The organism is Aureimonas sp. AU22 (assembly GCF_001463745.1).
Classification (GTDB): domain Bacteria; phylum Pseudomonadota; class Alphaproteobacteria; order Rhizobiales; family Rhizobiaceae; genus Aureimonas.
The window spans coordinates 61,494-79,170 of record NZ_BBWJ01000049.1 but is presented as its reverse complement, the minus strand read 5'-3'; the positions used below and the strand labels follow the sequence as shown (position 1 = coordinate 79,170).

Below are 17,677 nucleotides of genomic sequence, written 5' to 3'. Positions count from 1 at the left end.
TAATGGGTCGAAAGCCGTCGCGCCGAGTTGGGCCCGACGGCTTTCCCCTCTACAAGATGCCGTAGCTCAATTGCCAAACGCCTTGGTCAGCGCGGAAACTGCCATATCCGTCGCCTCCTTGGCCTGCGGCACGACCGCCGCCATGCCGAAGAACTCGTGGGTCACGCCATCATAGGTCTTCTGCTCGGTCACGACACCGGCTGCCTTCATCTTCGCGGCCAGCATCTCGCCTTCCGAGCGAAGCGGGTCGATCTGCGCGTTGATGATGGTGGTCGGCGGAAGGCCAGCGAGATCCGTCCGGTTGACAAGGTCGAGACGCGGGTCAGCAGCCTGCTCCTTGCTCTCGAAGACATTGGCGACGAACCACTCCATCGCCTGCTTCGACAGCGGCATGGCCTCGGCGTTCTCGACATAGGACGGCGTCGTCATGTCCTTGCCGGCGACCGGGTAGACGAGCACCTGGGCGAGCGGCGCCGTCAGCTTCTGGTCACGTGCGGTGATGGCCACGTTGGCTGCGAGATTGCCGCCGGCACTTTCACCGACAAGTGCGATTTTCGAGGCATCGCCGTTGAACGAGCCGGAGTTTTCGACCACCCATTTGTAGGCAGCGTTCGCGTCGTCGTGCGCGGCCGGGAACTTATGCTCGGGCGCATGACGGTAGTCGGCGGAGACGACGATGGCCTCGGCTCCAGCCGCGATGCCACGAGCCGATGCGTCGTAGGTGTCGATGTCCGCGATCACCCAGCCGCCGCCGTGGAAGTAGACGACTATCGGGAAGGGACCCGTTCCTTCCGGCGTGTAGATCCGGATCGGGATCTCACCGGCGGCGCCCGGGATCATCATGTCCTTGGTCTTCACGGCCGCAACGGCTGCGTCGGGCTGGATGCCCTTTTCCTTCATGACCGCCATGGCGGCGTCGGCCGGCGTCGGACCCTTGCGCGTGTCCTCGACAGACTGGGTGCCGATCGGCTTGGCGCCGAGCTCTTGGAGCTTGTCCAGGACCGCCTTCATCTCTGGCGCAGGCTGTGCCATCGCGGGCTTGGCATTCTCCGCGGCCGGCGAAGGCGTCGGGGTCGCGGTTTGAGCGAGCGCGGCGGTCGACAGGACGGTCGCGGCGGTGAGGGCCACGACGATCGAAGATACGGACTTCATGAAGATTTCCTTTGTGCGAGATCTTCTTGAAGTCGCTCGAGCGGGGGATGTTCCAGCCGAACGGCAAGCCCTGCCGAAGCCAGCGGCTGGTGCCGAGCTCGTTGTTAATGACACTGGATGGTCTTGGCTTGGTGGAATGCGAATAGACCATGCCCGAGCGTCCGAATCTTCCGACCCGAATAGATCGGCTGGACCAATGGGCCACTGTTGGGTCCTGGGCAGGCCAGTGCCATAAGTGATATATGACGAACTGATCCATCCGCTCAACGGAGCGTTGCGACGGTCTTACCGCTGACCCCATCGGCAACTCCGCGAACGGGACGAAGATGGTCCCCGGTGGCGACCCGCCCGGGAGTATCAATGACCGTGCGGGTCTTCGCGGCGGCCACCCAAGTTGCCGACGCGATATGACTTGCTTCCCTTTCGGAAGGAACAGTGTCAACCATGCAAAAAAGCCCGCTCACGGTGATGTCGTCACCGTGAGCGGGCCTGCGCGCTTCTTCCGGGCACGGATCAACGCGGTGCAATGCACATGTGCCCCGATGACAGCGTGTCAACCCGACCCCGTGCAATCCGCGGAGCTCATCGCCGCCGCGTAACCCACACGCTCCCGCAGCATTGCGCCCCCGGGGTTAAGCTGGGATTGAGGTGTCGTTTCGTGTGGTTGAGCGAGATTATCGAGGCCTACGAAGTGGGTGTGATGTCCGCAGACGAAGCCCTTGAACTCTCCAGCTGCGTGACGTTGCTCGACATCTACCAGACGGAGGAGGATCTACGCCTCATACTGACCTGGGCCGGATGCCGGGTTTCAGCGAACGACAACCGGCGTCGATGACGTTCGGCTTCTCAGCGAAGGCGCTGGAGTCGGTTTCGAAGGAGCTCCTCTGTTTCGGACAACGCGTGGGTCAGCACGGCAGGATCGCCGACAAGCTTCTCCGTGAGGATGTGTTCGAAGCTCTGGTGCAGAGCGAGGACTTCGTTGCACAGCACTTGGCCTGATGCCGTAATTTGGACGAACGTTCGCCGACCGTCGTTCTTATCGGAGATGCGTGCGACCAACCCCTTCTTGATCAGACGATCCAGCATCTTGCTGACCGTGGAAGGGCGAACGTTAAGCTGCTTGGCGACCAGTGAGACATGCAGCGGCTGCCCGCCTCTGACTGCAAGCAGCAGCTCATCCTGACCGTTGTGAAGCCCGAGCTCGACCAGCTTCAAGCCCATGATGGCTCGCGTCTTCTTGGAAATCGACAAGAGCAAGGCCGTGAGTGGAACCTGTGATAGGCGGTCCGGCTCAACTTCGAGGAGAGGATCTGCGGCTTCCAGCATCTCAACCTTCACTCTAGGGGGCGAACGCACCGAGGGGCGATAACCAGACCTCCGAAAGTCACGATGCTACTAAATTGCCAGCTACAGGTCGCTGCCGATGCCGCTCGGAGGCAAATGGGCGGAAGCGGCATACGGACGCAGGAGCTTTGAAGCGGGAGTAAAACCCCACGTTTGCGCCGAAGCGACCCGCTCGAGTGGCGTGGGGTCTCGAGCGGGTCTTCGCGTCGACCGCAAGCAGCGGCTGACGCGATGCGGAAGCTTCATTGTCGGCTACGGCAGGGCAGGGACCATGAAGGGGCACGGGACAGCCTCCAGTCATCGGAGAGTCGGCTCGGTGCCCTCAGATCAGGTGAGCCGCGCTGCTGGCAGCCGCGAACGAGAAGATGCCGATGATTCAGGCGGCGCCTTTGTAAGCGAAAGGGCGAAGACGACTGGGAACCGCCGATCCGATCGTCATCCAGAGCGTGCCGACCGCGATCGACAGGAAGGGGAAGAGAAGGACGCCGCTCATGCCTTGCGTGGGGAGCGCCGTCGGAATGATGATCGTCCCGACCAGCATGGCTTTCGGGTTCAGGAGCGTCGTCAGGAACACTCGCTTGATGGCCTCGCCGACCGCGGGTACCCGTTGTTCGACGGGCTGCGTCCAAAGCTTGTAGGCGGAATAGAGCAGCCATGCCGCCGCGACCCCCTTCAGCGCCGGCAAGGCGATCGGAATGTCCGCGATGAGTTCGGAAGCGCGAACGAACGCGAAAATCGCAATGACGTAACCAGCTGCTTCCGCGAGTGGAAGCATCCAGGCCCTGCGCAGTCCCATGGCGGCACTGCTGGCGGCGAGAATGGTGTTCGTTGGGCCCGGCGTCAGCAGAAGCGCCATCGAGGCCAGGACGAACGGCGCGAATGTATCGAGCGGCATGGGGCGTTCCATGTTCGGGATCGAAGCCGGAATGCCGCGAAGCGGATTGGGTTGCATGACGGCTAAGCTGTTGCAATTAATGAGGAAGGCTGACTTCACGCGGCCGTGAACCTTCCCTGGCTTCCGACGTTAGCCATGCCTGCTTGTCAGACATGGAGATGTGTCCGGCAGGTGAGCGGGGACAGCCATGCAGATCAACGACGACGTCACGCTTGTCTGGAGCGATGCGGAAAGGCGGCCGACGAACGAGCAGTGGTCGGGCAAGGCGGCGGACCGTTGGCCGTCGCTCGGCGAAGCCATCCGGTTCGCGATCGCCATGCAGACGGACAAGGCGGCACTCGGTCTGTCGCCTTGGATCTGGACGCCGTCGGGACACGTGTACTCGCCGGGAACGATCACCGCGATGGGACGCGCCTTCGAGGAGAACCGGTTGCGAGATCGGGGTATGCCTAAAGATTAGATGCTCGGCGCCCGACGCGTTACAATTTTGGCGCTAGCCGAAAGTGGTGAGTAGCGGACGGAACCCTTCAAAGAGGCTCGTTTCTGACGGCGATCGACGCGACTGGGTGGAAAGGCGACGGTCTGCTTCTGACCGACATGTTAGAAGAAGCGGACCTACGTGGTCGAGGATCTCTGTCCGCCAGAGGCGATGGATCTGTTCGAGCGCAGTCGCGAATATAGAAGCATTTCGCAAGCGTACGGACTTCCCGGTTTCATACCAGGTGACCCTTAAGCGGCGTATCCGGGCTGAGTCGGCGAAACGACGACGCGCTGTCCGTCAGCTCTCATCGGTTCTCTGGAGTTCCGTGAGACCCGCCGTTATGCGGCACCTGAGTCCCTTGGGCGCATAATCGAGATCGACGCCGCCATCCGCCGACCCTCCGAGCCCCATCTGGATCAACCGCGTGCCGAAGCTTTTTCGGGTCGGGACCTCGACGGGAGGACCTCCGCTCTCGCGCCACTCCCATGCCAGCATAGGAACTCGCGTGTCCGAATGCCGATCAACCGACCAAATCACGTCGACGACCCCGTCGGGCACGGACAACGCGCCGTACTTGCCCGCGTTCGTCGCGAGCTCGTGCACGATCAGGGAAAGGGTCAGCGCGGCCTTCGGCCCGATCAGGATCCGCGGACCCTTCAACCGGACGCGGCGCCCATCGTCATGGATCGCCAAGGCACCAGTGATGATCGCGTCGATGGAGCCAGCGTCCCGTTGTCCGGTGAGCAGGATGTCGTGTGCCTTGCTCAGCGCCAGGATGCGATCGGTCAGCGACTTTCGGGCCGTGGTCATGTCGGGTGCAGTGCGTAGCGTCTGCGTCGTAATGGACGACACGATGGCCAGCGTGTTCTTCAGTCGGTGCGCGAGCTCGGCGTTCAGGAGCTGGCGCCGCTCCTCGGCGGCGACGCGTTCGGTCACGTCACGGACGGCGCCGATGAAGCGGCGTGACCCATTCGCCTTGCGGATCACCTGTCCCTTCACCGCGACCCAGCGCAGGATGCCGTCCTCGATCCCGACGGTTCGGAACTGCAAGTCGAACTCGCCGCCCTCCAGGGTCGACACGAACTGGCGGTCGAACTCGGGCCTGTCGTCGGCATGAACGGCCGCAAGCTTGGTTTCCTGTGCCACCGGACGTCCGGACGAGACGCCGAACGCCGCGCGGACGCGGTCGTCCCAGAGGAGCTCCCTCGTGTCGAGGTCGAGATCGAAGACGCCGACCTCGCCCATGTCCGCGGCAAGCCGACGGCGGTCTTCACTCTCGCGCAGGGCGTACTCGGCACGGCGTCGTTCCGTCGCCAGGCGTGTCCGTGTCGCCGCTTCCCCGACGAAGGCGACGTCTTCCTCCGTCCAATGGCGTGGCTTGTCATCGTTCACATAAAGGATGGCGACGGTTCGGCCGTTCTCCACCGTCGGGTAGTTGACGAGCGTGCGAACCGAGAGGCTCTCAAGCGCCGCCGAGTTGTTTGTGGTGCGGGGATCCAGCCTGACGTCGTCGATCACCACCGTCTCGCCACGGACGAGGTTCTCGCTGTAGCGTCCATAGTCGTCGAAGTGATGAGTCCCGGCGACGGACGCGAACGCGGGGGCGGTCCAGTCATAGGGCACGGTCAAGGTCACCCCATCCTCGGCGATGGTCCCGTACCCGACCCGGCCGACGCCGAGTGCCTTCCCGATCACCGCGGCGGCCGACTTCGACAACGCGTCGTCCTCGACCTGTTCAAGGAGGGCGTCGTTCAATTCGGCGAGCGCAGTCCGCCGCGCCTCCGAGACGATCCGCTCCGTCACGTCGAGGAAGATCACCGTGAAGCGGTCGTCGCCGAGGGGTTGGACGGCTCCCTCGTACCAGCGACCGAGCGCGCCGACCTGCCGCGTGAAGGAGGAGCCGACATTCCGGTCGACGACACCCGCCATCTCCGCGATCCATTCGTCCTCAACCTCGGGGATCAATTCCCGCACGGTCCGGCCGACCGCCGCGCCAACGGGCACGCCCATCAGCTCGTGCCAAGCCCGGTTCACCTCCTCGTAGCGCCAGTCGACGACTTTGCCGGCCTCGTCGCGAACGACGCTGCCGAGAAGGAAGCCCTCGTGGAGCTGCTCGAAGAGGGAGCGCCACTTCTCCTCGCTGGCTCGGAGCTCCGTTTCGACCTGCACCCTCGCCGTGACGTCGCGTGCCACGCCGAGGAAGCGGACGGGGCGGCCGTCGTCGTCCTTATGGAACTCGCCCTTGCGCGCGATCCAGCGCAACTCGCCCGTATCAGCTCGGCGAATGCGGTATTCCACGTCTCGGGGTGACTCGGCTGCGCGGCGAGTGGAGTTCGTCGATACCAGGTCCCGGTCCTCAGGAACGACGAGCGCCTCGAAGTCCTCGGCCGGGCGTTCGGGCCTCTCGTCGAGACCGTAGAGGCGACAGAACTCAGGCGTGCCGCTTAGCGTCCCCGTCGCAACATCGACGGAGAATACGCCGATGCCGCCGGCCTCTTGCGCCTGGCGCAGCCGCGCCTCGGCAACCTCAAGCCTGCGGCCGGCGAGGTGCTCGGCCGTCCGGTCCCGCAGGATCTTCACAAAACCGGCGTGGCCACCACTGCCGTCCAGAAGGGGCATCATCTCGCCACTGGCCCAGAAGCGGGAGTTGTCCTTGCGAAGGTGCCAGCGCTCGTCCTCGGCGCGACCGTCCCGTAGCGACAGGTCCATCTCGACGTCGGCTCGCGACGCGGCCCGGTCCTCCGGCGTGAAGAAACGATCGGCACGCTGTCCGCGCATCTCGTCCTCGGTCCAGCCGAAGATGCCTTCCGCCCCCTTGTTCCATTCCGTGACGAAGCCGTCCCTGTCCATCACGACGATGCCGAAGTCGACGGCGCTGTCCAAAACCTGACGGGCCCGCTCCTGCTCAGCCGTTCGGGCTCGGGCAGTGACATCGCGTTCGGCCAAAGCCCGTCGCAAGTCGAGTTGCGTCATCACCTGCCGCGACAACGCCTCGAGAGCTCCCCGTTGCGTTGGGTTCAGTCCGCCCGGCCTCGCGATGTGGTCGATGACACAGAGCGTCCCCAGGACCTCGCCGTCGGGTGTGACCAAAGGAGCGCCCGCATAGAAACGCAGGCGCGGCTCGCCCGTCACGAGCGGGTTGTCGGCGGTACGGGGATCGGCTGCCAAGTCGGTGATGACGAGGAGGTCGGTCTGCTTCAAAGCATGGGCACAGACCGACTGCCCGAGCGGTGTCTCGCACGACTCGAAGCCGATGCGCGCCTTGAACCACTGACGGTCTCGGTCGACAAGGCTAACGAGCGCCACGGGCGTTCCGCAAGTCTGCGCGGCAAGCATGACGATGTCGTCGAAACCCTGCTCGGGCGGCGTGTCGAGGACACCGTAAGAGGAGAGGGCGTCCAGCCTCGCATCGTCCGCGGCCGTTGCCTCGATGCCACTTTGTCGGTCTTGCACGTCAAAATTGCCTTATGTCGTGCCGATGCCGCGCTTGCCTACTGACGCTCGAGAGCTGGATAGAGCTCTTCATGCACGGGATCCAGTGCCCCCAGTATCTGCCTTGCGACGAACGGTTTGTCGATAAAGCCTACGGGATCGAGTACCGCCGCCGCCGCCCGCGTTCCCACCTCGATGTTGGCGCTGACGAAGAGCGAGCGAACTCCGTGCTCCTCGCGGAGGCGGCGGGCCGTCTCGATGCCATCCGGCATGGTCGCGAGTTCGATGTCCATGATCGCGACGTCGACGTTGGCGCCTGTGGCGAGCGCTAGGGCTCGCCCCATCGTGTCGGCGATGCCGACGAGATGGTGTTCGGCGTCCTCTATAATTGTCTGGAGGTCGAGGGCGATCAACGGTTCGTCCTCAACGATCAGGATGTTGAGCGGCATGAGGCTATCCTTCCGTCCGGAAGGCGGCACGTAAGCCTTCGGCGCGAGACCGACGAGGTCGACAGGCGAGGAATGGTCCATGGCCGCCTGCGTTCCCTCCCGTTTCTGCTCCGGGTGTCCGGAAGGTGCTGCCTAGCGCATCGGTGGAACTCCGCCGGTCACGGAGCCGGGCCACGCTGGACCGCTCGTTTCCGCGATGCGCCGGCTTTAACTGGGAACGACGATCCACTCCTTAAGGTGAGTCCCTCAAGAATTTTGCAGAACCAATCTCACGTGCAACGTGTGGTCCGGAGCTCCCCCAGCTATATCGCGAACCCAGCCGAGGGCACCGACACGAAGGCACAGTCGAGGCTCCTTCGGGAGATCGGACGCGATACCCTCTAAGGCTACCTCGTGGGACGACCCGAATACATGTCCGCAGGGTTAGATGCGGCAAGCCCTTCTCGCGGCCGGCAGACCGGGCGGTACGCCTTTGTGCGTCAGGCAGCTTTCGTTGACACGGCTGCCAGCGCCTTCAGGACCTCACGCTGCGAGAACGGCTTGCCGACGAACCCGGCTGGCTCCCATTCCAGGGCAAGGGCCTGCATCCTTTCGTCGATGTTGCCGCTGACGAAGAGCGAAGGGATGTTCCAACGCTGGCGCAGGACCTTCGCCGTCTCGACGCCGTTTGTGCCGCGGGCGAGGTGGACGTCCATGATGGCGATGTCGATCCGCTCGCCGTGCTCCTCGCACATCGCGATCGCCTGGTGCATGTCGACGGCGTTCCCGACGACGCCGTATCCTGCCTCCACGAGGATGTCCTCGAGGTCCATGGCAAGCAGCATCTCGTCTTCGACGATCAGGACGCAAAGGCTCATGTGAGCTCCTCGCGGGAGAAGACGAGCGAGACCTTGAACCCGTCCCGTGTGGTCGACCTGTCGACCGTGGCTCCGAGCTGGCTCGCCATGGTGGCAACCAGCCTGGTGCCAAGGCCTCCACCGGACTCCTCCTTCGTCAACATGCCGACTCCCTCGTCGGCGACAGTCAGTTCGAGCATGTCGTCGCTTCCCTTCAGGAGGGAAAGGACGATCGGGCCCGGACGATCCGCCGGGTAGGCATATTTTAGACAGTTGGTTACGAGTTCGTTCACGATGATCGCGAGCGGGATCGCGCGCTCGGTCCTCATCGAGATGCCATCGACGTCGACCTTCATCCGCTCACGCATCTCCGGCGTCACGGCGAGATCGTCCGCGAGCCCCTCGAGGTACGCTTTCATCTCTACGACTAGGGGATTGTGCGATTTATAGAGGCGCTCGTGCACCGAGGTGATGGCACGAACCCGGCTGATGGCCTGATCGAAGGCCGCCTTCGTCGCGGGATCCTTGAGGCGTCGGCTTTGCAGGCTGAGCGCACTAACGACAAGCTGGAGGCTGTTCTTGACGCGGTGGTTGACCTCCGCGAGCAGGACATCCTTCTCTTCCAGCAACGTTTGGTGCATTGCAAGTGCCTCGGAAAGGTCCCGTTCGCGTTCCAGCAACTGCCTCTGCGACATCACGAACCCGGTTGTTTCCACGCACGGGCAGAAGATGCCGACGACTTGCCCGTCGGCCTCGCGAACGGGCGTGTAGGAGAACGAGAAGTGGGTTTCCTCCGGAAAGCCCTTCCGCTGCATCAACAGCTCGATGTCGTCCATGAAGACGGACTCGCCCGCCATGGCCTGAGCGACGATCGGCTCGAGGTCGGCCCGGATCTCATGCCACACGTCAAAAAAGGGCATCCCGAGCGCCGCAGGATGCTTCGACGCAAGGATCTCCGCATAGCCGTCGTTGTAAATGATGCGGTGCTCGTCACCCCAGACCACGAACATAGGCTGGTGCGAACCCATCATGATGCTGAGCAGCAGCTTTAGCGCCTCTGGCCAAGTGTCCGTTGAACCGAGCGGAGTGGACGACCAGTCATGTCCACGGACGAGTGCCGCCATCCGCTGGCCGCTGGCATCTACGCGCTTCATCCACCACTCCAATGCCGCAGCCGGCCGCGAGGGGTGACCCGTGCCACGGCGAGGGGAACATGGCAAACGGGGAAATCCAACGGTGGCCGTTTCTTCCATCGTCGCCTACAAGCACGTGGGCCACCCGTGACGACGTGCCCGAGCACGGGCTCTCCTTCTCGGAGACGTCTCCTTCGAAAGCCGCAACGGAGGCGCTGGACAACATCGCCGCACGCGTCCTGTCGTAGGACTCCCGATGGGTTCAGCCGCCTCCACTGAGATCGGTTCCTCCATCGCCGTTCCCGACTGCTTCCGTTCCCAACGGTATGCGGAAGGTGAACCGGGTCTCGGCGTGCGACGACTGAACCTCGATCCGGCCACCGTGCGCCTGTGCGATCTGCGAGGCGATGTGCAGACCCAGGCCGAGCCCCTGCTTGCTCGGCTGCGTTCCGCCGCGAAAGAACGGCTGGAACAGTCGCTCCATCGCGCCGGGCGAGATCGGCACGCCGCCATTGGTCACCGACACCTCGAAGACCTCGGACGTGGAACGTGCGGTAAGAACGATGGGCCGATTCTCGGCACCGTGCGTCAGCGCGTTGCCGAGGAGGTTCGAAACCAACTGGGCGATGCGCGCACGGTCGCAATTGACGGGCGCCGCCAAATCGAACTCCGTGGCGATGTCGCGTCCTGTCCCCGAACGAAGCTCGTCCACGACCTGACGCAGGATGGGTTCGAGCGGTTCCGTAGCGTTGCGGTCGAGCGTGATGCCACCGCCGAGGCGCCCCCTCGCAAAGTCGAGCACGTTGTCGATCAAGCCCGACATGCGCAGCACGCTGCCTTCCATCAAGGCGAGGACCCTGACCGCCTTCGGGCTGGCCACCTCGCGCCCCAGAAGCTTCGCGCCGGCCTGGATCGACGCCAGGGGGTTGCGCAGGTCATGCCCGAGCACGGCGATGAACTCCTCGCGCAGCTTGCCGAGGTCTCGTTCCTCCTTGAGACGCTTGGCGAGCGCTGCGTTACTCTCCTCGAGCTGGCTTTGCAGGGAGCGGGCCTGGTCTTTCGCGTTGAGGAGGTCTCGCTCGTAGCGGCGGCGCTCCGCCGCCTTGAAGATCGCGACGCGCGTGACGTCTCCCGAGGTCCCTGCATCCCGTGTGGCGTTCAGCAGGACGGGAAGGCGCTCACCCCCTGCGGCGACAAGTTCCACCGCCATCTCCTCGACCGAACCCCGCATGAGGAGAAGGGGTGCGAGATGCGTTTCGTGCAAGATCCGTCCGGCGACGGAAAGGAGGTCCTGGAACCGCCGGCCCACGAGTTCCTCCCCCCCAACGCCCACCCATGATGAGAGGGTTGCGTTGGTCGTGAGGAAGCGCCCGCCTGCGTCCAGCACTGCCAGCCCGCAGGGCGCATGCTCGAACAGATCAACGCCTTCGTTCCGCACCGTCAGGCGTCTCGGTTGAGGAATGACCTCATCGCCGATGTCACCTGGTCGGGTGCGCTGAGGTTCGGGCAGTGGCCGGTGGCGTCGAGCAGCACGTACGTGCTGCCGGGGATGCTGTCTCTGACATACTCGCCGACAATCGGCGGCGCGATCATGTCCTCGCGACATTGCAGGATGAGCGTCGGCGCCCTGACCTTCGGCAGATCGGCACGGTTGTCCGACGTGAATGTCGCCCGGGCGAACGCCTTCGCGGTTTCGGGGTCGGTCCGGCAGAAGCTTTCCGTCAGTTCTTGTCCGAGTTCGGGTCGATCGGGGTTGCCCATAATGGCCGGGGCGAGAGCGGCCGACCATCCCAGGTGGTTGTCGGCGAGCGATCCGAGGAGTTCGTCGATATCGGACGAGCTGAAGCCGCCCCGATAGCCCTCGTCGTCGATGTAGCGCGGGGACGGGCTGACGAGCACGAGGCTGCCGAAGATCTCGGGCGCCCCGATATGGGCTAGGACGCCGATCATGGAGCTGACCGAGTGCGCCACCAGGACGGCATCCCGCAACGCCAGTTCGCGCCCGATCTCGACGAGGTCGGCCGCGTAGCCGTCGAGGGTGGCATACTTGCTCGGATCGAAGGCGGAGAGGTCGGAACGGCCAGCGCCGACATGGTCGAACAGGATAGTGCGAAAGCTGTCCTCGAACCTCGGTGCTACGAACCGCCACATGTTCTGGTCACAGCCGAAGCCATGAGCGAACACCATCGCCTGGGTTTCGGAACCTGCTTCACGGATGTTGTTGCGCTTGCGGACGGACAAAGCAGTTCCTTGCTGGCGCACTTGGCCTTCTCGCGAGGGCTACCATTGTCAGGGCGCTTGGTCGAGGATTGCGTCGCAGGACACCTGAGATGGCCCGCAGCACCTTGATCCTTCTCGCCTACTTGTCGGCAATCCCGAAGTGGGTGGTCGCAGATCGCGGCTACACCAGCCACGCATTCCGACAGCACATCTGGAACATAGGCGCACGTCCTGCCATCCCGCCGCTGCGCCATGAGGCGCCGGCCGCCTGCCCGAGCTGGATCTAGAACAACCGCAACCGCGTTGACCGCCTGTGGGCGCGGCTCAAAGAATGGTGCGCTGTAGCCACCCGCTACGAAAAGACCGCCGCCAGCTTCTTCGGCGTTCTCTGCCTCGCTGCCGCCCTCGATTGGCTCAGGCGATGACAGACCCTAATGCGTGACTGTAAGGCTCGTATCATCGCCTCCTAAGCCATCATTCAAGTCGTCGTAGGAAGCCTGCGAACTTCGCGAAGCGCTCGGTGCCGGGGTTACCCCGGTGGCACCGTTCTAGGTCAGCCTTCGGCTGACAGCCACCTCTTTCAGGGCGTCCCCGGAGGGTCGGAAACGGTTGGACCGCTTCCGGGCGGCCGCCAACCATACGCAGACCAGCTCGGCTGGGTGGGCTGCGGCCGTCGGCTATCGGCTGATCTCAGCGAAAAGCGGACACCAACGGTTGAGGTTCGGCCAGATGCGTCCACACGCTTTAGACTGGGGCCCATCTGGAAATCGGGTGGCTGCCGTGGCTGGCGTTGGGGGATTGGTGTCACGAGCCGACATGGTTCGGAGGGATACGCCATGGAACTACAGGGAAAGACCATCATCGTGACCGGAGCAAGCAGCGGGATCGGGGCTGCTGCGGCACGCCTCTTTGCTGCCGAAGGGGCCAACCTGATCCTGGGGGCACGTCGCGCGGCCGAGCTAGAGGAGCTGACGGCGGATATCGCCCGAGGCGGGTCGGGGACCGCGATACACCTGCCGGGGGACGTGAAAGACGGGGCCTATGCGCAGGCGCTGGTCGATCTGGCGATGGATCGATACGGCGCCTAGGACGGTGCTTTCAACAATGCCGGCATCGTGGGGGATATGCTGCCTGCGGCCGACATGCCGTTGGCCACATGGAACGAGATCATCGCCGTCAACCTGACGAGTGCGTTCCTGGCGGCAAAGGCGCAGATCCCCGTCATGAAGAAGCAGAGGTCTGGCTCCATCATCTTCACGTCGTCGTTCGTGGGCTTCAGCAGCGGCGGGCTCGCAGGCATGGGCGCTTATGCAGCTTCCAAGGCGGGACAGATCGGTCTGATGCGCTCCCTTGCCTCGGAGCATGCCGCCGATGGGGTCCGCATCAATGCCCTGTTGCCTGGTGGCACGATCACGCCCGCCGGCGGCCAGGGCAACGCAACCGTCCTCGATTTTGTCGCTAGCCTTCACCCGATGAAGCGCATGGCGAATGCCCAGGAGATCGCGCAAGCGGCGCTGTTCCTCCTGTCCGACCGATCGTCCTTCGTAACTGGAAGTCCGATGCTGGCCGATGGCGGGATATCGGTGCGTCTCGCTTAGGGGTCTCGTCTATACCGCTTCGGTGATCGCTGGGATGTCTGTTTTGAAGACATCTCGGCAGCCAACGGGACGCCCACTTTGGGTCGATAACTGCCAGCTGTCAGCTCAGAGTCACCTGCAAATCATAGGGAAGGGGCAGTGCCGCTCATCGTAGAATCGACGAGGGTCTGCCTGAGTAAGCTGCACCATTCTACATGAACAACGGCGCCGGTATTGTCACAGACCTCGACCGCAGCATCGCACGAAAACGGCCCGGCGCTGCATGCGTCGTAGAGGTGGATCGCACCAATCAATTGCGCAGCCGCTTTCGCAGACTTGAGGTCTGGGAGGGAAAGACCTGTCCTGTCCAGCTTTCTCGGAATGCATCCGACCTGATGAAAATAAAGTGCGGCATCTCGGCCTCCTGCCCAAGAGACTGTTCGTCCGCAGGTGTTCGACGCAATGTATGGATCGTACGCACGCGTCTGAGTTGTATTTACGCAACACATCGTCGCCCCGGTCCACTGTGGCGGACTTCGTGCGGCCAGAGCCACCTGCATTTGCGGAATGAGTGGAAGGCGACCCATCCGGAGCTGACACAACCGGACGGGTCTTCGCGGTCGAACCTTGGGCAGGCGCCCGCGATTGCGTGAGGTCGCTCACATCCGATGTCGGAGTCAACCCAACATCAACGGGTGATCTGCGCCGGAGCGTCATGGTTGTGCAGATGTTGCAGTTCTGGCGGTGATGGACGGCGCTTACACCAACCGCTAGCATCAAAGCCGATCACTTCGACGGAATGGGAAGTAGCCGTGGCCGACAGCGGAAGTCAAAAGCGGATCACAGATCCCATGTCGTTGTCAGACGCTGAGGGTGAAGCTTTTCAACTCGGCTATACGAAGGGGACAAGCGGCACGGGCTATGCCGGTGACTGCCCGCATATGCAGGATAGGCCCGACCTCAGGTTCGCTTGGATGGAAGGGTTCTCGAAGGGACGCGCTGAAATGCGGCTTGCACGCAAATAGAGGATCGCCGACCGGTCCCGCGGCACTGGAGGCACCTGCGTAATCAACGGCTGGTCCTTATCGCGATTTCGATGCGGGTCATGACGTCATTGATGCTGTCGTCGACGTTGAGGACGAGATCCGACCCCTCGCGTCGGAAACGTGTGAAGGTCGTGCTTTCGTGATCGCCGGAGATGAGGTCGTAGCGATCGACATTCACGTAAGATCGCACGCCCGCGTGCGTCACCAAGATCCACATCTTCCGTCCCCGTTCAACGTCCACAGGAGATAGATCGGTACGTGGCGTTCGACAGAAGGGGCTGCAGCCTGAGCCGCCTAGCGTGGACGAGACGCTGTTGAGTAAGGGCAGGCATCAACGCCACTAGAGTCACCTAAGCATTCATCCGGCTCCGGGAAGGCCGATCTCCTGGTCGTTGAAGAAGTTCGCACTCATGCAGTCTGGTCGATCCTTCCTAGCGAGAAGCCGTCCAACCATGCATTCCGCAGGTCGAGCTGATCATGCGGGAACGGGCAGTTTCTCGCGGTGTGCTGAAAGCTGAACCCTAGGACACGGCCTACGTCCCTCGCCAGACTTTGGGTGACGGGGCGGTCGAGGTAGTCGGAGATCGAGATAACGTGCATTCGTGTGGTCCGTGGGGGTCGCCACCTCTTCGGTGGTCTATCTGTTGCATCCGACAACGGCAGCGCGCTCGCCACCTCGTCCCATCGCGGACAGTGCTTCTATCGCATGGGTGAACGCGACCTCTGTAAGAAGTCGACCTTTCGCGTCGCAGATCCCGATCTCATACGAGTAGGGGAGCGGTTGTCGCCGGCGTAAAGCCTCGATCGCAAACGAGAGATGGTCCTCAACCGCTTCCGAGACGGCGTCTTCAAGGGACGCCAGTTCGGTTCCGTCATGGTCGATTGCGGTGTCCGTCCCTGTGTGAACGTGGAAGAAGTAGCGCGGCATACGAGCAATCCTTGTGGTCGTCGCTTTTGCCAGAAGTGTCGCTCATCGCTCCATATCGTAATTTAATGGTGCGCGACCAGATCCAACGCCGGCTACAGGACCGGCAGAGTCACCTGCAAATTCAATCGGCGGCGGCGGATGGAGAGAGGACTGACCACTTTCTGGCGTGCGACGTAGGAAGCTGGCGGCGAGTTCGAAACGACTGCGACGACGGACGCAGTGCTGGGTGCATTCAGCGCGACTGGCTCGCCATTGAGCCGCCGAAGAGATCATGGTCCCAAAACGGCTCGCTCCCGAAGGCGTCGACTAGGAAATCGATGAACGCCCGGGTGCGCGCGGTTTGGTTGCGCATCGATGGGTGCAGCGCATGCATCGCGATAGGCGGTCGCATGTGGTTCGCAAGCACGATCCGGAGCGCACCGCGCCGGACTGCATCGTGGGCGATGAAGGTTGGAAGCACGGCCACGCCGAGGCCAGCGATGGCAGCCTCTCGGATAGCATCGCCGTTGCCGAACTGAATGCGGCTGGTTACGGACGGCAGGACGTCGCCATCGAACTTCCAATAGGTGGCTTCGTCGACGTTCGAGTAGGTTACCCCGGGGAAGCGAGAAAGGTATTCGGGCTCTTGCGGCATCCCATAGCGCTCAAGCAGCGCGGGGCTGGCAACGCATACGTGCCGGATCGTCGCGAGCCGCCTCGCCACGAGCGACGAGTCGGGAAGTCGTGCGATGCGGATTGCGACATCGAAACCGTCGCGCACCAGATCGACCTTGCGATCATCTGTGTCGATCGACAGCGTGACGGCAGGGTGGCGCTCCAAGAACTGGCCCACCGCCGGGGCCAGACAGTGCGCGGTGAACGAGACCGGCGCGGCGACGCGGATGCGGCCTCTCAGTTCGCCGCTCGCGCTCGAGGCCGCTTCCTCAGCGTCATCGAGCCCTGCCAAAAGCTCGAGGGCGCGATCGTGAAAGTCGCGTCCGGTTTCGGTGAGTTGGACGCGTCGTGTCGTTCGGTCGAACAGTCTTGCGCCGAGGCGATCCTCAAGCTCGTGAATACGGCGGCTCACCGCCGACTTGGCAACGCCAAGACGGTCCGCCCCCGCAGCAAACCCGCCGCCGGAGACGACCGCAACCAGCACCCGCATTTCTTCGAATCGATCGGCCATCGCCCATGGTGGCGGGGCGCGGTTCAGACATCAACATCGCGGTTCACAACATCAGAACAATTAGTGCCGAGAAGTGCGCTTTTTCCAGAACGGCAGAGCAGGTAGCCCGTCGCGACGTGGTTCGCCCCATCGAACCGCCGGGCCAACCGATGCGGGGCCTACTACCGCCGATCTCCTGCTGAAACCAAGAAAGCGATCTACCGATGACAAGCGAAACGATCCGCAATCCCCGGACCGACCATCTTCTTACATCCGAGAACTCGGCCCTCATCATCATCGACTACCAGCCGATCCAGGTTTCCTCGATCCGGTCGATGTCGCGCGAGGAGCTGGTGTTCAACATCGTCAGCACCACCAAGGCCGCGCTCAACTACAACCTCCCGATCATTCACTCGACGGTCAACGTCGAGACAGGCCGCAACAAGCCACCGATCCAGGAACTTCAGGACATCATCGGACACCTGCCGACCTACGACCGCACCACGGTCAATTCGTGGGAGGATGTTGGCTTCCAGCAGGCGGTCAAAGCGCTCGGGCGCCCGAAGCTCATCATGACCGCGTTGTGGACCGAGGTGTGTCTGGCGTTCCCCGCGCTCGACGCGATCCAGGAAGGCTATGAGGTCTATGTCCCCGTGGACGCCGTGGGCGGAACCTCGGTCGCCGCACATGAGACGGCGCTGCGTCGCATGGAACAGGCGGGCGCCAAGCTGATCAGCCGCGTCCAACTGTACTGTGAACTCCAACGGGACTGGGCACGCGAAGCCACCATTCCTGGCTTTATGGACGTCTTCGAGAGCTTCGACGGGTTCAACCCTGAGAAGGCTTAGGGAGCACACGCAGCCTGAACAACGGCTGTTGCTTGACGGGGCGGCGGTGGCGAATGCTTTCGCCGCCCCGTACAAGGTGAGCGGCGAACAACCCGCGACCAGCGAATGCTGTAAGCATGGGCACGGCGCAGCGTTGCTTCAGTCGCACTGATCGCTAGCGGCTGGAAAACTGCTGGGTATCTGGTTCCATGG

14 protein-coding genes and 2 pseudogenes are annotated in these 17,677 nt (G+C 63.2%); 4 read left to right on the top strand and 12 right to left on the bottom strand.

Features of this window, described 5'->3' with window-relative positions; all coding sequences use genetic code 11:
• Positions 1 to 66: 66 nt before the first annotated feature.
• The 3 genes from AUL34_RS18940 to AUL34_RS18930 all read right to left on the bottom strand — a co-directional run bounded on the left by AUL34_RS18940 (position 67) and on the right by AUL34_RS18930 (position 3,391).
• Positions 67 to 1,152 (bottom strand): alpha/beta hydrolase, encoded by a 1,086-nt coding sequence (locus AUL34_RS18940; RefSeq protein ID WP_082653498.1) that lies wholly within the window; start codon positions 1,150 to 1,152, stop codon positions 67 to 69.
• Positions 1,153 to 1,998: 846 nt separating this feature from the next.
• Positions 1,999 to 2,478: a MarR family winged helix-turn-helix transcriptional regulator gene (locus AUL34_RS18935; RefSeq protein WP_061937324.1), complete on the bottom strand. Its 480-nt coding sequence runs from the start codon at positions 2,476 to 2,478 to the stop codon at positions 1,999 to 2,001.
• A 394-nt stretch (positions 2,479 to 2,872) separates the two neighbouring features.
• Complete coding sequence (locus AUL34_RS18930; RefSeq protein WP_156421009.1) at positions 2,873 to 3,391, bottom strand: LysE family translocator; 519 nt, start codon at positions 3,389 to 3,391, stop codon at positions 2,873 to 2,875.
• A 187-nt stretch (positions 3,392 to 3,578) separates the two neighbouring features.
• Between AUL34_RS18930 and AUL34_RS18925 the strand changes: the two genes are divergently transcribed.
• Positions 3,579 to 3,851, top strand: a complete 273-nt coding sequence (locus AUL34_RS18925) for a hypothetical protein (protein ID WP_061937322.1) — start codon at positions 3,579 to 3,581, stop codon at positions 3,849 to 3,851.
• Positions 3,852 to 4,169: 318 nt separating this feature from the next.
• On the opposite strand, the gene AUL34_RS18920 is transcribed toward AUL34_RS18925, so the two are convergent.
• From AUL34_RS18920 to AUL34_RS18895, 6 genes are all read right to left on the bottom strand, one after another.
• Positions 4,170 to 7,325 carry a PAS domain S-box protein gene (locus tag AUL34_RS18920; protein ID WP_061937319.1) on the bottom strand — a complete coding sequence of 1,052 codons (3,156 nt, stop codon included), beginning with the start codon at positions 7,323 to 7,325 and terminating at the stop codon, positions 4,170 to 4,172.
• 38 nt (positions 7,326 to 7,363) lie between these two features.
• Positions 7,364 to 7,753, bottom strand: coding sequence for a response regulator (locus tag AUL34_RS18915; protein ID WP_192845792.1), 390 nt, complete (start codon positions 7,751 to 7,753; stop codon positions 7,364 to 7,366).
• 479 nt (positions 7,754 to 8,232) lie between these two features.
• Positions 8,233 to 8,610 carry a response regulator gene (locus AUL34_RS18910; protein WP_061937313.1) on the bottom strand — a complete coding sequence of 126 codons (378 nt, stop codon included), beginning with the start codon at positions 8,608 to 8,610 and terminating at the stop codon, positions 8,233 to 8,235.
• The gene (locus tag AUL34_RS22670) at positions 8,607 to 9,743 is read right to left on the bottom strand and encodes a sensor histidine kinase (RefSeq protein WP_061937310.1); all 1,137 of its coding nucleotides are present in this window, start codon (positions 9,741 to 9,743) and stop codon (positions 8,607 to 8,609) included. The genes AUL34_RS18910 and AUL34_RS22670 overlap by 4 nt, the downstream gene beginning before the upstream one ends.
• 241 nt (positions 9,744 to 9,984) lie before the next feature.
• Positions 9,985 to 11,184 carry a PAS domain-containing sensor histidine kinase gene (locus AUL34_RS18900; RefSeq protein ID WP_156421015.1) on the bottom strand — a complete coding sequence of 400 codons (1,200 nt, stop codon included), beginning with the start codon at positions 11,182 to 11,184 and terminating at the stop codon, positions 9,985 to 9,987.
• Complete coding sequence (locus AUL34_RS18895; RefSeq protein ID WP_061937307.1) at positions 11,163 to 11,963, bottom strand: alpha/beta fold hydrolase; 801 nt, start codon at positions 11,961 to 11,963, stop codon at positions 11,163 to 11,165. Before AUL34_RS18895 ends, AUL34_RS18900 begins: the two co-directional genes overlap by 22 nt.
• Positions 11,964 to 12,091: 128 nt before the next feature.
• Between AUL34_RS18895 and AUL34_RS18890 the strand changes: the two are divergent.
• Together AUL34_RS18890 and AUL34_RS18885 are read left to right on the top strand one after the other, a co-directional pair.
• A pseudogene (locus AUL34_RS18890) lies at positions 12,092 to 12,367 on the top strand (transposase); the annotation flags it as partial.
• A gap of 411 nt (positions 12,368 to 12,778) precedes the next feature.
• Positions 12,779 to 13,540 (top strand): annotated as a pseudogene (locus AUL34_RS18885) (SDR family oxidoreductase).
• A 1,047-nt stretch (positions 13,541 to 14,587) separates the two neighbouring features.
• Here the strand turns inward: AUL34_RS18885 and AUL34_RS18880 are convergent.
• The 3 genes from AUL34_RS18880 to AUL34_RS18870 form a co-directional block, all read right to left on the bottom strand.
• Complete coding sequence (locus AUL34_RS18880; protein WP_156421008.1) at positions 14,588 to 14,773, bottom strand: hypothetical protein; 186 nt, start codon at positions 14,771 to 14,773, stop codon at positions 14,588 to 14,590.
• A gap of 429 nt (positions 14,774 to 15,202) precedes the next feature.
• On the bottom strand, positions 15,203 to 15,493 hold the full coding sequence (locus AUL34_RS22665) for a hypothetical protein (protein ID WP_192845791.1): 291 nt from the start codon (positions 15,491 to 15,493) through the stop codon (positions 15,203 to 15,205).
• Positions 15,494 to 15,725: 232 nt separating this feature from the next.
• The gene (locus tag AUL34_RS18870; RefSeq protein ID WP_061937300.1) at positions 15,726 to 16,658 is read right to left on the bottom strand and encodes a LysR family transcriptional regulator; all 933 of its coding nucleotides are present in this window, start codon (positions 16,656 to 16,658) and stop codon (positions 15,726 to 15,728) included.
• Between the two features lie 203 nt (positions 16,659 to 16,861).
• On the opposite strand from AUL34_RS18870, the gene AUL34_RS18865 reads away from it, so the two are divergent.
• Positions 16,862 to 17,485: a hydrolase gene (locus AUL34_RS18865; RefSeq protein ID WP_061937297.1), complete on the top strand. Its 624-nt coding sequence runs from the start codon at positions 16,862 to 16,864 to the stop codon at positions 17,483 to 17,485.
• Positions 17,486 to 17,677: the final 192 nt, after the last annotated feature.

Excerpts from the sequence above, each read along its gene's own strand:
- AUL34_RS18935 (WP_061937324.1), bottom strand. The coding sequence starts at position 2,478 with ATGCTGGAAGCCGCAGATCCTCTCCTCGAAGTTGAGCCGGACCGCCTA.
- AUL34_RS18915 (WP_192845792.1), bottom strand. The coding sequence starts at position 7,753 with ATGCCGCTCAACATCCTGATCGTTGAGGACGAACCGTTGATCGCCCTC.
- AUL34_RS18930 (WP_156421009.1), bottom strand. The coding sequence starts at position 3,391 with ATGCCGCTCGATACATTCGCGCCGTTCGTCCTGGCCTCGATGGCGCTT.
- AUL34_RS18865 (WP_061937297.1), top strand. The coding sequence starts at position 16,862 with ATGACAAGCGAAACGATCCGCAATCCCCGGACCGACCATCTTCTTACA.
- AUL34_RS18870 (WP_061937300.1), bottom strand. The coding sequence starts at position 16,658 with ATGGCCGATCGATTCGAAGAAATGCGGGTGCTGGTTGCGGTCGTCTCC.
- AUL34_RS18925 (WP_061937322.1), top strand. The coding sequence starts at position 3,579 with ATGCAGATCAACGACGACGTCACGCTTGTCTGGAGCGATGCGGAAAGG.
- AUL34_RS22665 (WP_192845791.1), bottom strand. The coding sequence starts at position 15,493 with ATGCCGCGCTACTTCTTCCACGTTCACACAGGGACGGACACCGCAATC.
- AUL34_RS18910 (WP_061937313.1), bottom strand. The coding sequence starts at position 8,610 with ATGAGCCTTTGCGTCCTGATCGTCGAAGACGAGATGCTGCTTGCCATG.
- AUL34_RS18940 (WP_082653498.1), bottom strand. The coding sequence starts at position 1,152 with ATGAAGTCCGTATCTTCGATCGTCGTGGCCCTCACCGCCGCGACCGTC.
- AUL34_RS22670 (WP_061937310.1), bottom strand. The coding sequence starts at position 9,743 with ATGAAGCGCGTAGATGCCAGCGGCCAGCGGATGGCGGCACTCGTCCGT.